The organism is Xanthobacter autotrophicus (genome assembly GCF_005871085.1).
Lineage (GTDB): Bacteria > Pseudomonadota > Alphaproteobacteria > Rhizobiales > Xanthobacteraceae > Xanthobacter > Xanthobacter autotrophicus.
Map to the genome: position 1 here is coordinate 338573 of NZ_VAUP01000022.1, position 14191 is coordinate 352763.

At 68.3% G+C, this 14191-nt stretch carries 11 protein-coding genes; 2 read left to right on the plus strand and 9 right to left on the minus strand.

Translation table 11 applies throughout. From position 1 onward, the window contains the following. Nucleotides 1-32 precede the first annotated feature (32 nt). The 9 genes from fhuF to FBQ73_RS10430 all read right to left on the minus strand — a co-directional run bounded on the left by fhuF (nt 33) and on the right by FBQ73_RS10430 (nt 11572). Nucleotides 33-806 (minus strand): siderophore-iron reductase FhuF, encoded by a 774-nt coding sequence (gene fhuF / locus FBQ73_RS10390; protein ID WP_138399404.1) that lies wholly within the window; start codon nt 804-806, stop codon nt 33-35. 10 nt (nt 807-816) lie between these two features. After that, nucleotides 817-2811 carry a Fe(3+)-hydroxamate ABC transporter permease FhuB gene (gene fhuB, locus FBQ73_RS10395; protein WP_138399405.1) on the minus strand — a complete coding sequence of 665 codons (1995 nt, stop codon included), beginning with the start codon at nt 2809-2811 and terminating at the stop codon, nt 817-819. Continuing rightward, on the minus strand, nt 2798-3703 hold the full coding sequence (locus FBQ73_RS10400) for an ABC transporter substrate-binding protein (protein ID WP_138399406.1): 906 nt from the start codon (nt 3701-3703) through the stop codon (nt 2798-2800). The genes fhuB and FBQ73_RS10400 overlap by 14 nt, the downstream gene beginning before the upstream one ends. Continuing rightward, a complete protein-coding gene (locus FBQ73_RS10405; RefSeq protein ID WP_138399407.1) occupies nt 3700-4482 on the minus strand; it encodes a sigma-70 family RNA polymerase sigma factor in 783 nt (260 codons plus the stop codon). Before FBQ73_RS10405 ends, FBQ73_RS10400 begins: the two co-directional genes overlap by 4 nt. Before the next feature lie 80 nt (nt 4483-4562). Next, the gene (locus tag FBQ73_RS10410) at nt 4563-5387 is read right to left on the minus strand and encodes an ATP-binding cassette domain-containing protein (protein ID WP_210236742.1); all 825 of its coding nucleotides are present in this window, start codon (nt 5385-5387) and stop codon (nt 4563-4565) included. Then, nucleotides 5381-7939: a TonB-dependent siderophore receptor gene (locus FBQ73_RS10415; protein ID WP_170218836.1), complete on the minus strand. Its 2559-nt coding sequence runs from the start codon at nt 7937-7939 to the stop codon at nt 5381-5383. Before FBQ73_RS10415 ends, FBQ73_RS10410 begins: the two co-directional genes overlap by 7 nt. A gap of 180 nt (nt 7940-8119) precedes the next feature. Continuing rightward, nucleotides 8120-9133, minus strand: a complete 1014-nt coding sequence (locus FBQ73_RS10420; protein ID WP_246089651.1) for a FecR family protein — start codon at nt 9131-9133, stop codon at nt 8120-8122. Between the two features lie 210 nt (nt 9134-9343). Continuing rightward, the gene (locus tag FBQ73_RS10425) at nt 9344-9898 is read right to left on the minus strand and encodes an RNA polymerase sigma factor (protein ID WP_246089652.1); all 555 of its coding nucleotides are present in this window, start codon (nt 9896-9898) and stop codon (nt 9344-9346) included. A gap of 315 nt (nt 9899-10213) precedes the next feature. Continuing rightward, nucleotides 10214-11572: an LLM class flavin-dependent oxidoreductase gene (locus tag FBQ73_RS10430; RefSeq protein WP_138399409.1), complete on the minus strand. Its 1359-nt coding sequence runs from the start codon at nt 11570-11572 to the stop codon at nt 10214-10216. Nucleotides 11573-11897: 325 nt separating this feature from the next. Between FBQ73_RS10430 and FBQ73_RS10435 the strand changes: the two genes are divergently transcribed. Together FBQ73_RS10435 and FBQ73_RS10440 are read left to right on the plus strand one after the other, a co-directional pair. After that, nucleotides 11898-12863, plus strand: coding sequence for a sulfurtransferase (locus FBQ73_RS10435; RefSeq protein ID WP_138399410.1), 966 nt, complete (start codon nt 11898-11900; stop codon nt 12861-12863). 83 nt (nt 12864-12946) lie between these two features. Then, nucleotides 12947-14167 carry a YeeE/YedE family protein gene (locus FBQ73_RS10440; protein ID WP_138399411.1) on the plus strand — a complete coding sequence of 407 codons (1221 nt, stop codon included), beginning with the start codon at nt 12947-12949 and terminating at the stop codon, nt 14165-14167. Nucleotides 14168-14191 lie beyond the last annotated feature (24 nt).

A 14191-nucleotide genomic window follows, 5' to 3' on the forward strand; every position in this document is an offset into this window, starting at 1 on the left:
AGAAAACGCGCCAAGACAAAGCTCTAAAGCGATTACCGTGAGCCAAGGCGAGCGGAAATTGCTCCAGGCGCGACTTTGGCGTCATCCCGCTTCTTGCCCGCAAGCACGTGGGGGCAGTTGCTGCAATAGCCGCGCTTCGGCAGCAAATAGCGCACGCAGCAGACGCGCCGCCAGCGCCCTTCGCCGCCCGGCCCGGGCTCGTAGCGCACCGGGGCATGGAAGGGATTGCGCGCGCCACCCGGCCAGCGCGGCGCCGCCGCCAATAGATCGCCGGCCGCCACGGCGGCCGGGACCTGCCCGGTGCCCTCCAGCTCCCGCAGGATGGCCTCGAACAGGTTGGCCGCATTGGTCCACAGCACCTTGGTGGAGAGTCCCGAGCGCGCCGACAGCGCCGCGAACACCGGCTCCAGATGATCGAAGATCAACGGCTTGAAGCGCACGAACGGGTCGGCCTCGCCATCCACGTGGCCATCGTGGGGCAGCACGAAATGGTCCGGCAGGCCGTCCTCGTCCAGCACGATGGCGAGGTCATCGAGGGCCACCGGCAGATGGCGGCCGAGCATAAGGTTCGCCACCACCACCACCGGCATCAGGATGTGCACGTAGTGGATGGAGAACAGCGAGGCGAGGGCCCGCCGGTCCTCCCCGCCGAAATGCGCCGCCACAAGGTCCAGCGCCGCGTCGAGCCGCGCGGGGTCGAGCAGTTCGGACAGGGGAAAGGCGTCGGACTTGTCGCCGGGCAGCACCAGCGTGTCCGCATAGGGCTCCAGCGGGCCGTGGAAGATGGGGGCGAGAGCGGGGATCATCGGGTGTCCCTCACAGCCGCCGGATCCGCCACAGCAGATAGGGCGCGCCGATGAGCGTGGCGAGGAGCCCGGTGGGGATCTGCCGCGGATAGATCAGCGTGCGCCCCAGCACATCGGCGCCGACCATCACCAGCGCGCCCAGCAATGCCGCCGCGATGAGATGGGGCAGCGCGCGGGAAAAGCCCGCGAGCCGCGCGAGATGCGGCGCCAGCAGGCCCACGAAGGTCAGCGGCCCCACGATCAGCGTGGCGGTGGCGGTCATCACCGCTGTCAGCAACAGCAGCAGCAGGCGCGCGAGCTTCACGTCCACCCCCACGGCGCCGGCGGTGACCGCGCCCAGTGGCAACAGGTCGAGCCAGCGGGTGAAGGGTACCGCCGCCACCCCCAGCACCGCGAAGGCGACGAGGCCGGTGATGGCTTCGCCGTCCCCCACCCGCGCGGTGGAGCCGGCGAGCCAGGCCAGGAGCGTCATGGCGCGCGGATCGCCGGAGGCCGTCACCGCCACCACCAGCGCATCGAACAGGGCCCCCAGCGCGATGCCGGCAAGCAAGATGCTGTCCGGCGCGAACGCCGCGCGCCGGGTCAGCGCCAAAAGGCCGAAGGTGGTGAGCGCCGCCCCGGCCGCGCCCGCCGCGATCTCGGTGGGGCGGTCGGCGCCGGGCAGCACCATCACCACCACGATGAGGGCCAAAGCCGCGCCCGAGGTGAGGCCCAGCACCTCCGGGCTCGCCATGGGATTGCCGGTGACGCGCTGGGTGATGGTGCCGGCCATGGCGAGCAGCCCGCCGGCGGCGAGCGCCGCCGCCACCCGCGGCCAGCGCCAGTCGAGGAAATCGCCGGACACATCGAGGCTCCAGCCGCCCGCATGGTGGGACAGCAGCAGCGCCGGCACCAGCAGCACGCAGAGCACGACGGCCACCTGGCCCAGCGCGAGCCCCGGCCTCTCCAGGCGCGGCTCCAGCACGGGGGCGGCCATGCGCGGCGGCCGTACATCGCGCTGAAGCCGGGGCAGCAGCCACAGCAACAGCGGCGTGCCGAACAAAGCGGTGAGCGTGCCGGTGGGCACCAGATCGCCATAGAGCCCGGCCAGAAGCTGCACCAATTGGTCGGTGAGCCACAGCAGCACCGCGCCGATGAGCGGCCCCCATACCAGCCGGGCACCAAAGGTGCGCGCACCGGCGAGCATCGCCAGCGCCGGCGCGGCGAGGCCGATGAAGCCCACCACGCCCACCGCGCTCACCACCGCTGCCGCCAGCACCACCGCCAGCGCCAGCGCCGCGAGGCGCAGCCCCACCAGCGGCACACCGAGGCTGCGCGCCCCCTCTTCATCGAGGTCGAGCAGCGCCAGCGGCCGCACCATCAGGGCGGCGCCAAGACCGGCCGCCGCCACCAGCGGGGCGAGATGCAGCACCACCCCCCAATCCTGCTGGGCGAGGGAGCCCGCGCCCCAGATAAACAGGCCGGCGAGATAATTCTGGTTGAACAGCACCAGAATGGCGCCGAGGCCACCGAAATAAAGGCTCACCACCATACCGGCCAGCACCACCGCCAGCGGCGCCAGCCCCTTGTTCCAGGCCAGCGAGAACACCAGCACGGCGGCGACGCCGCTGCCCGCGAGAGCCGCCGCCTCGCGCCCGAACCCGGCAAGGCCGGGTACAGCAAGACTTGGCACCGCGAGGGTCGCCACCACCAGGGCAAGGTGAGCGCCGGCGGACACGCCGAGCGTGGTGGGCGAGGCCAGCGGATTGCGCAGCACCTGCTGCATCAACACCCCCGAAAGACCCAGCGCCGCCCCGCACAGCCAGGAGACCACCAGTCGCGGCAACCAACTGAAATGCACCACCACTTCGCCCATGGCGCCGGGGCGGACCAGCGCCTGCATGAGGGAGCCGGTTCCGATGCGGGCATAAAGGCTCTCCGCGCTCAAAGCGGCGGCGACGACCGCCAGAACCAGCACCAGAACGGCGGGGCGGAACAGACGGGCGGAGCGTTCAGCCACGGGCATCCCTCCTCCCCGCGCCGGAGACGGCGGGCGCGGCGGCATGGTCGGCCAGCACGCGGGCAAAGCGCATGGCCGAGACAAGGCCGCCGAACGACCAAACCGGCGGCAACAGGCCGACGCGGCCGGCCTCCACCATGGGCAGGCGCTGCCACAGCGGCCCGTGGGCCAAGGTGGCTTGGGCCTCGGGCGGCACCGGCTCGAACACCAGCAGCGCCGCATCCTGCGCCGTGGCCAGATGCTCCAGGCCGAAGGTGACGAAGCCCCAGAAGCTGGTGGAGCCGGTGAAGGCATTGGCGATGCCGAGGCGGGTCAGCACCGCATCGAACAGGGAGCCGCGGCCATAGACCCGCACGTGCCGGGCATCCACGAAGCTGGCGAGATAGAGCGGCCGGGCGGCCAGCGGCTCAACCTTCGGGCGGACCGCCGCCAGAACGGCATCGGCATCGGCCAGAAGGCGCACGCCGGCGTCCTCTCGCCCGGTGGCGGCGGCGAGCGTCAGCGCCACCTGCCGCGCCCGAATCCACACATCCCCGTCCTCGTCGAAGATGGCGAGGCTGAGGGTGGGCGCGATGCGCGCCAGCATGGGCTCGAAGGACGCGAGTTGCGGAGTGATGACGATGAGGTCCGGCTTCAGCCGCGCCACTGCCTCAAGGTTCGGCTCAACCCGCAGGCCAAGGTCCGGAATGCCCGGCGGCGGCGCCGGCTCGCGCACCCACTCCCTATAGCCATCGCCTTCCGCGATCCCTGCCGTTACCACGCCGAGGCCGAGCAGGGTCTCGACGATGCCCCAGTCGAACGCCACCACCCGTGGCCCGGGAGACGCCATCACCCGGCTGCCGAGCAACGCCGACGCGCCCGCGATCACTGCGCGGCGGGAGAACAGCACGTCTCTCATGCGACCGCTTTCGGCACCGCGCGGCGGATACTGGGATGAGCCTCCGCCACTGGGCAGCGCGGGGCTGGACGATGCGTCTTCGACGGATGGGCCTTCGCCATTTGCCCCTTGTCGGAGGTCGATACTTTGGCTGCGCGCGCCTTGGGGCAGCTTGTCTTGGGGCAGGTTGTCTTGGGGCAGGTTGTCTTGGGGCAGCTTGCCTTGGGACAGCGGGCGGTGGTGCGCCCGCAATAGGCGTCGATGCTGTCACGGCAGACCTTGGTGGCGTCGCGCACCATGAAATTCACCAGCGTGCGCGACACCCCGAGATGTTCGGCGATGTCCTTCTGCGGCATACCGTCGATGCGATGGCGAAGGAAGGCGAGGCGGGTGCGCGGTGGCAGGGTGTCGAGGGCGCGAATGACGGCCTCCAACATCTCCCGCTGCTCCAGGCGCTCCAGCGGGCAGGCACAGGGCATGGCCACTTGGGCGGCCTCCTCGGCGCTGCCGGCGAGGCTGCGCTCGCGCTTCAGGCGGCGCGCCCGGTCGATGGCAAGGTTGCGCACGAGGCGGTAGAGGAACGGCGCCGGATGGTCCGCCGCAATGATGCCCTCCCCCTCGCAGAGCTTCACCGCCGCGTCTTCCACCACGTCCTCCGCCAGATGCCGGGACTGGACGATGCGGAACGCCATCCGCACCAGCCGGGCGCGGTGGGCGAGGAGGGTGTCGAACAGGGAAGCGCTCGCCGCCGCGCCCGAAAGCGCAGCGGAAGCCGAGGAAATGCGCAGCGGTGCGGTCATGGGAACCCCTTTCCACCGGCCGGCGGCATCATCCGCGCAACCCGGCAAGTCCAGCCCCCGCCTTTAAGCCGTGGGGAACGTCAGCGAACGAAACTCACCGGCCATCCCCCGTCCGGGTGCGCCATCACCGCCATGGGAATGCCGTAGATCTCGGCGAGCGCATCGGTGGTCACCACCTGATCCGGCGGACCGCGCATCAAAAGGCGACCGCCACGCAGCGCCACCAGTTCGTCGCAGTAGCGCGCCGCCATGTTGACGTCGTGCAGCACCAGCGCCACGCCGAGCCCGTGCTCGTGGCCGAGCCTGCGGGCCAGCGCCATCACTTCCACCTGGTGGGCCACGTCGAGGGCGGCGGTGGGCTCGTCCAGCAGCAGGTAGCGTGCCTCCTGCGCAACCAGCATGGCGAGCCACGCCCGCTGCCGCTCGCCGCCGGACAGAGTCTCCACCAGACGATCGGCGAAGCCGCCCACGTCAGCCAGCGCCAATGCCGCCTCCACCGCTTCGCCGTCGCGCGCGCTCTTGCGGCCGAGCGCGCCATGCCAGGGATAGCGCCCGCACGCCACCAGCTCGCGCACCTTCAGCGCGCCGGCGGACGGCGGCGTCTGCGGCAGGTAGGCGACCATGCGGGCAAACGCCCGGCTGCTCCACGTCGCCAGGCTCTGCCCGTCGAGGAGCAGCGTGCCCGCGCTCGCCGCCTGCTGCCGCGCCAGCAGCTTCAGCAGCGTGCTCTTGCCCGAGCCATTGTGGCCGATGATGCCCACCACCCGGCCTGGCGTGAGGGTGAAGGACACATCGCGCAGCAGCGGGCGGCCTTCGGCGGCAAAGCCGACCCCCTCCAGAGCAAAGCCCTTCGGCTCCCCCGTTTCCACCGGCAGCTCACCCACCATCGTCAGCGCACCTACCATTTGTAAGTCACCTGCGCGGTGATGGTGCGGGTCTGCCCGTACGAGCAGCCGATATAAGTATCCGCAATGCTCGAGCAGGTGCCCACATAAGCATTGTCGAAGAGATTCTTGGCAGTCACCGAGAACAGCCAGCTGTCCTTGGCGTAGCGCACCGCCGCATCCACCAGCGTGTAGCTCGGCACATAGATGGTGTTCTCGCGGTCGCCCCAGGTGGAGCCCACGTAGCGCACGCCGGCACCGAGACCGAAGCCCTTCAGGGTGCCATCCTGGAAGGTGTAGTCCAGCCAGGCCGAGGCCAGATGCGCCGGCACGCGCTCCGGCGTATTGCCCACGATGCTCGGCTCCCCGGCCGGGGGAATGTCGGCCGTCACCTCGGCGTGCAGATAGGTGTAGGCGGCCAGGAGCTTGAAGCCGTTCTCGAAATCCACCGCGCCATCCACTTCGAAACCCCGCACCTGGATCTCGCCGGTCTGGTAATAGGCCTGCTGCATGGGGTCGGTGGTGTCGAAGCTCACCGCGTTCTGCTTGGTGAGCTGGTAAAGCGAGGTCTGGATATAGCTCTTGCCGGTGTTGGGCTGGTATTTCAGACCCACTTCATACTGTTCGCCGGTTTCCGGCTTCAACGGTAGCAAGGCGTAGCTGATGGGCAGCGGGCCATAGTCCGTATCCACGGTCACGCTGGACTGGGTGAAACCCGGCACCACGTTGAACGAGCTGGAATAACTGACGTAGGGCGTCAGGCCATTATCGAACAGGTAGGACAGGCCGACCCGGCCGCTGAACGCGCCGTTGTTGGCGCTGGTCTGGAACGTGCTCGGAACGTTGACGCCGTAATAGTAATTCAGCAGCGGCGCGAGCTGCGCCAGCACGGGGCTCTGCGTCGAGCTTTCGGTCTGCACCCAGTCGTAGCGGCCGCCGAAGGTGAACACCCATTTGTCGTGAAGCTTGAACATGTCCTGGGCATAGAGGCCGGTCTGGCTCAGCTCCTGGGAGGTGTTCAGGGTGTTGATCAGCGGCGCGACGGTGCTGTTGTAGACCGGGAAATAGGGGTTGATCGGCCCCACCGGCGACGAGCCGGTGATGAGGCTCTGCAGTGTGCCGCCATATTGGGTGCCGTCCTGCTGGGTGTTGGAATAGTCGAGGCCGAACACCACCTGGTTCTTCGCGAACCCCAGATCGCTGTCGTACTGGGCCTGGTTGTCGATGGTGAAGACGCCCAGCGTCTGGTTATTTTCCTGGGCGGTGCGCAGCAGGGTCGTTGTGTCGCCATAGGCCGCGATGGGGTAGGCGGTGCGATAGTCCACGTCCACCGACGCGTAACGCAGGTTCTGCCGCAGCGTCCAGCCATTGTCGGCGCGGTGCTCGAAGAAATAGCCGCCCGAATACTGGGTGGCATCATACTTCGACCAGTCCGGCACGCCGAGGAAGCGTGACGTCGGGATCTTGCCGTAGACGCTGGGGTAAAGCGTGCCTTCCGCCGGCAGCAACTGGTAGGTGTCGCCGGTGCGGTCCTGCTGCAGGTTGGCGAACACCGTTAAAGTGGTGTCCGCATTGGGCGTCCAGGTCAGAGTCGGCGCCAGATAGATGCGGTCGTTGGGCACATAATCGACCTGGGTGTCGGCCCAGCGCACCAGTCCGGTGAAGCGATAGGTGAGGTTCGAGCCATCAACGCCGGCGCCATTGATGTCGAAACCGGTCTGGATATTGTCGAACGACCCGTAGGAGGTCCAGATCTCGCCGAACTGCGACCCCACCACCGGCAGCTTGGAGATCAAATTGACCAGGCCGCCGGGATTGTTGAGGCCATAGAGCGTGGATGTCGGACCCCGCAGCACGTCCACGCGGGCAAGGCCGTAAGGCTCCTGGCGGAAGCCGGCGAAGCCCGCCGTGGGCATGCGCATGCCGTCGCGATAGACACCGAGAAGGTTTTCGTCGAAGCCGCGGATGACGAACTGCTCGAAGCGGTTGTCCTGCCCGTAGGGCGAGGCCGAGACGCCCGCCGAATAGTCGATGGCGTCGCTCAGGGTCTGCACCCCACGATCATCCATCTGCTGGCGCGTCACCACCGAGATCGATTGCGGAACCTCGCGCAGCGGCACGTCCATCTTCATGCCGGTGGAGGTGTCGATGGCCACGAAGGGACCTGCGACCCCGTCCGCCTCCACCGTCACCGTGTCGAGCTGGACGCCGCCTTCCGGCGACGCGCCGCCGCCGCTCGCCGCCGGCCGGGCGATGGTGACCGTGTTGGCACTGGTGAACCGATAGGTGAGGCCGGTGCCCGCCAGTAGGCGGGACAGGGCCTGCGCCGGCGCCAGGGTGCCCGACACCCCCGGCGACTGGACGCCGCGCGCCAGGTCCGCCGCGTAGAGCACCTGGAGATTGGCGCGATCGCCGAACGCGGTGAGGGCCGAGGTGAGGGAGGACGGCGGGATGGCGAAGGCAATCGCCGCTGCCTGCTGCGCCATGGCGGCCGAAGCGGTGAAGCCCGACGAAATGGCCGTGCTGGCCAGAAGCCCAAGGCCCAGGCCGAGACGGATGACCTTGCCGCTCACACGCGACGGCCGACGACAGCGATAGTCCAGCATGGCACCCCGAAAGCCCGATGAGCTAAGCGGCGGCGCCGACCCGGAGAGCCCGGGCCGATCGCCGCGATATCTCAAAGACGGGCGCGAGTACCGGGGACCTCACCTGGGTCGTGAGAAAAAATTCCGCGATGGGGGTTCCCGCCGTGGTCAGGCGGGGTAAAGCAGCACGAGATAGCGCGTGAGCGCCACGGACCGCACCGGCAGGCTGCGGGTGATGGCCTCCAGGACTCCGTCCGGCTGGCGGATGTCGAAAATGCCGGAAACCCGCAGGCGCAGCAGAGTGTTGTCGGTGACCATGATGGTACCGGACCGGTAGCGGTTGACGTCCGCGATCACCTGCCGAAGCGGGCGATCCTCGAAGATGAGCTTGCCGCGCCGCCAGGCCGAGGCCTGGGCATCGCTCACCTGCTCGGTTTCGCCGATGCCGGAGGCATCATAGCTCACCGCCTCGCCCGCCCTGAGCTGGGTCAGCGCGGCAGCGCCGGCGCGGATCGAGACCGCGCTCTCGCTCACCGCCACGGTCACTTCGTTCGACCACAGGTGCACGGAGAATTGGGTGCCGGTGGCCGTGGTGACCCCGCCCGCAGCCGTCACCGAGAAGGCGCGCGCCCGATCCGGCGCGACATCGAAGAAGGCGCGACCGCGCTGCAACGTCAACCGTCGCTCTTGCGGCGTGAACTGGAGCGAGAGGGCGGAATCGGCGTCGAGGTCCACCCGCGAACCGTCGGCCAGCATCAGCTGACGCTGCTCGCCGACGCCGGTGCGCATCCCGCCGTCGAACCACTCCGGAACGCCCAGCGCCACCCCGGCCACCACCGCCGCCGCCACGCCCGTGGCCCCGAGCAAAAGGCCGCGCCGCGACATCAGGCCAACCGACGCGCGCGAAGCGGCCGACGCCATCGCCCGCCGGGGATCGCCCACCTGGTCGAGGTCGCCCCAAAGGGTCTCCAGGGCTTCATATTCCCGGCGGTTATCGGCGGCAGCGGCGATCCAGCGTTGGAACTCCACGACCTCCACCGGAGCGGCCTCGCCGGAGCGCATTTTCACGAACCAGGCGAGCGCGGCGTCGCGCGCCGTGGGTGGGACCGTCGTATCTCGAACTTGCGATTTGCGCACACCGGCACCTGTGGAGCGAACCTTGCGGCGAAGAACAGATTTCACCGCTCTGCCTCTCCTGACGAAATAGACCGGCCCGCACCTCACCTCAAGGTTTAGAAATTTTCCAGAAACCACCCCTGAACGGGACTGCGGCGGTCCCCTTCCGGCCGGAGCCCGGAATTCCGGTGCCCCGCGATACCCGCGAACACGCCTCAGGCGGTGGGCATTGCACCCGGGGCCGCGCGGAACACCGGCGATTGTGCTGGAAGCGGTCTAATCCAGCAGGTCCGCCAGCCGACCGCGGCAATGGACCAGGGCCTTCATCACATGCTTCTCGACCATGCTGCGGCTGATGCCGAGGCGCTCGGCGATCTCGCCATGACTGAGGCCATCGAACTTGTGCAGCAGGAACACCTCGCGGCACTTCGGCGGCAGCTCGGCGATGGCGGCTTGAAGCACAGTGAGCCGCTGCTTGTAGTCCAGGGCGCGCTCGGGAGACGGGTCGGTCGCGGCAACCCCCTCATATTCGGTGTCCGCTGACGCCAGCCGCGCGCGCACGGCCTCGTGCCGCAGATGGTCGATGGCGATGTTATCAGCGACACGGAACAGATAGGCCGCCGGGCTGGCGATCTCGGCGGTGGGTGCGCAGGCATGAATCCGCAAAAAAGTGTCTTGCACCACGTCGCTCGCCGCAGCCGGATTGCCGATGCGACGTGCGACATGACGCAGCAACTCGTCATAATGCCGCGCGAAGGCGCTTAATAGAAATATTCTATTTTTCGGCTCCACAACCCGAAACTTCCTGTCGGCATTGGAAAGAGCGGGCAACGCTTCAATTCCAATTATCAAGCCACCCAATCAATTCTGGCAAAATAGTGCATAGGCCGGGTCGATGCAACGCAATCGCATTTGCAGACCGGCGGCTCTGGGCCCCGATGCCGGGGATAGGAACACGAGCGCCGCCTTTGCGCTGACCTCGGCGTGCTCTTGGCGCGCCGAATACTCCACGTCCGAGAGGCACGGAAAAGGCGCACCACAACCTCGGGCCCGATTGTTTTGCACAAACGCAAAGGGCCGGGGCGTGCTGCACCCCGGCCCTTTGCTGATCCCATCCCGAAGCCGCGCAGGCCCGGCCCTCCTGCCTTATTCAGCCGCCACAGCTGCCGGCGCCTCCAGCTTTGCCGGATGCCCGGGGAACGGCAGGCCCAGGTTCTCGCGCAGGGTCGTGCCTTCGTATTCCGTGCGGAACAGGCCGCGCTTGCGCAGCAGCGGCACCACCTGCTCAATGAAGTCCTCGAGCCCGCCCGGCAGGTGCGGCGCCATGATGTTGAAGCCGTCGGCGCCTTCCTTGCGGAAGCGCTCTTCGAGCTGGTCGGCGATCTGCTCGGCCGTGCCCACCACCTGCCAATGGCCCCGCGCCCCGGCGATGGAAAGATAGAGCTGGCGTATGGTGAGGTTGTCGCGCCGGGCGGCATCAAGGACCAGTTGCTGGCGGCTCTTCGGCCCGTTGGTCTCCGGCAGGTCCGGCAGCGGCCCGTCCACGTCGTAGCCGGACAGGTCGCCCACCCCCATCACCGTGGACAGCAATTGGAGTCCCACCGCCGGATGGATGAGGGACTGCAATTCCTCGAACTTCTCCTGCGCCTCCGCCTCGGTGCGGCCGATGACCGGAAACACGCCGGGCATCACCTTCACATGGTCCGGATCGCGGCCGGCCTTGGCGGCGCGGGACTTGATGTCGGCATAGAAGGCGCGGGCCTCGGCCAGGGTGCGGTGGGCGCAGAAGATGGCCTCGGCGCTCGCTCCGGCAAGATCCCGCCCGTCGTCGGAGGCGCCCGCCTGGACGATCACCGGATGGCCCTGCGGGGAGCGCGCCACGTTGAGCGGCCCCGTCACCTTGAAATGCCTGCCGCGGTGGTTCAGCACGTGGAGCTTCTCGGGATCGAAGAAGGCGCCGCTCACCTTGTCGCGAATGAAGGCGTCGTCCTCCCAGCTGTTCCACAGGCCCTTCACCACCTCCACGAACTCGCGGGCGCGGTCGTAGCGCTCGGCGTGGGGCACGTGGCGGTCGAGGTTGAAGTTGCGCGCCTCCTCCTCGCCCGAGGAGGTGACGAGGTTCCAGCCCGCGCGCCCGCCGCTCATGAGGTCGAGGGACGCGAACTTGCGGGCGATGTGGAACGGCTCGTTGAAGCTGGTGGAGGCAGTGCCGATGAGCCCGATATGGTGCGTCACCACCGACAGCGCCGACAGAAGCGTGAGCGGCTCGAACCCCACGTTGCGCGAGGTGCGGCTCACGGAATTCAGGTTGGTGTCACGCACGCCGAGGGCGTCGGACAGGAAGATGGCGTCGAACTTGGCGGCCTCGGCGATCCGGGCAAGGCGCAGGAAATGGTCGACGCGCACATTCGCGTTGGCCGGTGAGCGCTCGTGGCGCCAGCCGGCGATGTGATGGCCATCCGTCATCAGGAAGGCGCCGAGCTTGATCTGTCGGGCTTTGGTCATGTGTCGCCTCCATTCAGGCGAGGTCGTTCCGGTTCGTGGCTGGCGAGGCAGGTCCGCCACAAGACGGTCCACCACAAGGCGGTGAGGCTGGAGAACGGGCGCGAGGTCCCCCGCCGCAGGTGCAGGGCCAAGCGGCGCTGCCAAGACAATTCGACGGCGCCGGTTCCAGCACCTGAAGCGGACCAGCAAGGTGCAATACATATATAATAATTTCAATCAAAATGATTGACATTAATTCTGCCGCTACGTCATCATCTCGGAACTCCCTCCTGCGACAGGCAGGGACAGGTTTCACCCCTCTCGCTGAACCATGCAGGGATCCTCCATGACGTTCATTTCCTCTTTGCGTCGCGCCGTGACGGGAGGCATCGTGGTCGCCGCCTTCAGCACGGGCGCCCTTAGCACCGGCGCCTCGGCCCAGCAGGGAGCCCCCGCGCCGGGCCCCCTCGTCGAGGCCGAATGGCTCGCCAAGAACCTCGACAATCCGAAGGTTCGCGTGTTCGAGGTCAGCGTCGATCCCGGGCTGTACGAGCGCGGTCACATTCCCGGCGCAGTGAACCTCAACTGGCACACCGACCTCGTGGACACGGTGAAGCGCGACATCGTCTCCAAGGAGAAGTTCGAGGCGCTGCTGGAAAAGGCGGGTGTCACCAAGGACACGACCATCGTGCTCTATGGCGACAACAACAACTGGTTCGCCGCCTGGGGCGGCTGGGTGTTCGACATCTACGGCCTGGGCGACCAGGTGAAGCTGCTCGACGGCGGCCGCAAGTATTGGGAGAAGCTGGCGCTTCCCCTCGACACCAAAACGCCCTCCCCCACCGTATCCGACCTCACCCTCAGCGGCCCGAAGACGGAGCTGCGCGCCCGCCTCTCCGACGTGCTGGCCGCGGCGGATGGCAAGAACGGCACGGTGGTCGTGGATATCCGCTCGCCGGATGAATACTCGGGCAAGCTGTTCGCCCCCGAAGGCTCGAAGGAGTTGTCCATCCGCGCCGGCCACGTGCCGGGGGCCAAGAACGTAACCTGGTCAAAGGCGGTGGATCCGGAGACCGGCAAGTTCAAGTCCAAGGACGAGCTGAAGAAGCTCTATGCGGATGCGGGCGTGGACGGCTCCAGGCCGATCATCGTCTATTGCCGCATCGGCGAGCGCTCCAGCCACACTTGGTACGCCCTGTCCCGCATCCTCGGCTATCAGGTAAAGAATTACGACGGCTCCTGGACCGAATACGGAAATTCGGTGGGCGTGCCCATCGCCAACCTGTCCGGGACGGTGTGGCAGGGCCGCTGATCCGGCCTCCTCGTCCTTTCGTTCTCTCTGTGGCCAACTGGCGCGGGCACAAAGCCCGCGCCCTTTTCTTTTGATGGCGCGTGATGTCTCCCACGACCTCGTCCACAACCGCCCCCTCGTCTTCCCGCCCCATTGCCCTGTCCGCCGCGCTGGTGCTTGCGGTGGTTCTCATCTGGGCGGTCCTTGATCTGTCCGGCGGAGACCCGGCGGGCCGCACGCTCGGTCTGTCGCTGGCGCTGGGCGCGGTGTTCGGGGTGGTGCTGCAACGCTCCCGCTTCTGCTTCTTCTGCCACACCCGCGACCTCATCGAGGGCGGCGACCCGCGCGGGGTGCTCGCCATCCTGCTGGCGCTCGCCGTCGGCATCGCCGGCTACATGCTGGTGATCGGCTCCTGGCTGCCGGTCCCCGTGGCGGAGCGCCTGCCGCCGGACGCCCATATCGGGCCGGTGAGCGTCGTCCTGGCGCTGGCGGCCTTCGTGTTCGGCCTCGGCATGGCGGTTTCAGGCTCGTGCGTCTCGGCCCATCTCTATCGGCTGGGCGAAGGCTCCCCCACGGCGCCCTTCGCCCTTCTCGGCACGGTGCTCGGCTTCGTAGCCGGCTTCCTCAGCTGGAACCGGCTCTATCTCGCGGTGATCTCCGAGGCGCCGGTGGTCTGGCTGCCCCATCATCTGGGCTATGCGGGCACCCTCGGCCTCTCCCTCGTGGTGCTGGGCGCCCTCGCCCTCCTCGCGCTGCACCGGGGACGGCGCACACCGCTTCCCGCCTCTGCCGCGGCGCCGCTGGATATGAGGCGCGCGGCGCGGGCGGTGTTCGTGTCGCGCTGGCCGGCGCTGGTGGGCGGGGCGGTGGTGGGGATCGTTTCGGCGGCGAGCTACCTGCGCATCGGCCCCTTGGGCGTGACGGCGGAAATCGGCAGCCTCGCCCGTAGCGCCACCGACCGGCTCGATTTCCTGCCCTCGACCCTCTACGGCCTCGACGGCTTCCGCGGCTGCGCCACGGCGGTGAAGACGGCCATCCTCTCGAAGAACGGCGTGTTCGTGCTCGGCCTCATGGGCGCAAGCCTCGCCTGCGCCCTGGTGTCGGGGGATTTCGCGCCGCGCCGGCCGCGCCTGTCGGATGTGGTGGCCGGCCTCAGCGGCGGGCTGCTGATGGGCTGGGGTGCCATGACGGCGCTCGGCTGCACCGTGGGCGTGCTGCTCTCGGGCATCCACGCCGGCGCCCTGTCCGGCTGGCTGTTTCTCGCCGCGGCGTTCGCGGGCATGCTCGCCGGCCTCCCACTCCGCCGGCGGTTGGTGCGCGCCTGAGGCGCGGCCGGGCGTGCAGCTCGG

Bases quoted from the DNA above. Each gene is read 5' to 3' on its own strand.
- fhuF (WP_138399404.1), bottom strand. From the start codon at position 806: ATGATCCCCGCTCTCGCCCCCATCTTCCACGGCCCGCTGGAGCCCTAT.
- fhuB (WP_138399405.1), bottom strand. From the start codon at position 2,811: ATGCCCGTGGCTGAACGCTCCGCCCGTCTGTTCCGCCCCGCCGTTCTG.
- FBQ73_RS10400 (WP_138399406.1), bottom strand. From the start codon at position 3,703: ATGAGAGACGTGCTGTTCTCCCGCCGCGCAGTGATCGCGGGCGCGTCG.
- FBQ73_RS10405 (WP_138399407.1), bottom strand. From the start codon at position 4,482: ATGACCGCACCGCTGCGCATTTCCTCGGCTTCCGCTGCGCTTTCGGGC.
- FBQ73_RS10410 (WP_210236742.1), bottom strand. From the start codon at position 5,387: ATGGTAGGTGCGCTGACGATGGTGGGTGAGCTGCCGGTGGAAACGGGG.
- FBQ73_RS10430 (WP_138399409.1), bottom strand. From the start codon at position 11,572: ATGACCAAAGCCCGACAGATCAAGCTCGGCGCCTTCCTGATGACGGAT.
- FBQ73_RS10435 (WP_138399410.1), top strand. From the start codon at position 11,898: ATGACGTTCATTTCCTCTTTGCGTCGCGCCGTGACGGGAGGCATCGTG.
- FBQ73_RS10440 (WP_138399411.1), top strand. From the start codon at position 12,947: ATGTCTCCCACGACCTCGTCCACAACCGCCCCCTCGTCTTCCCGCCCC.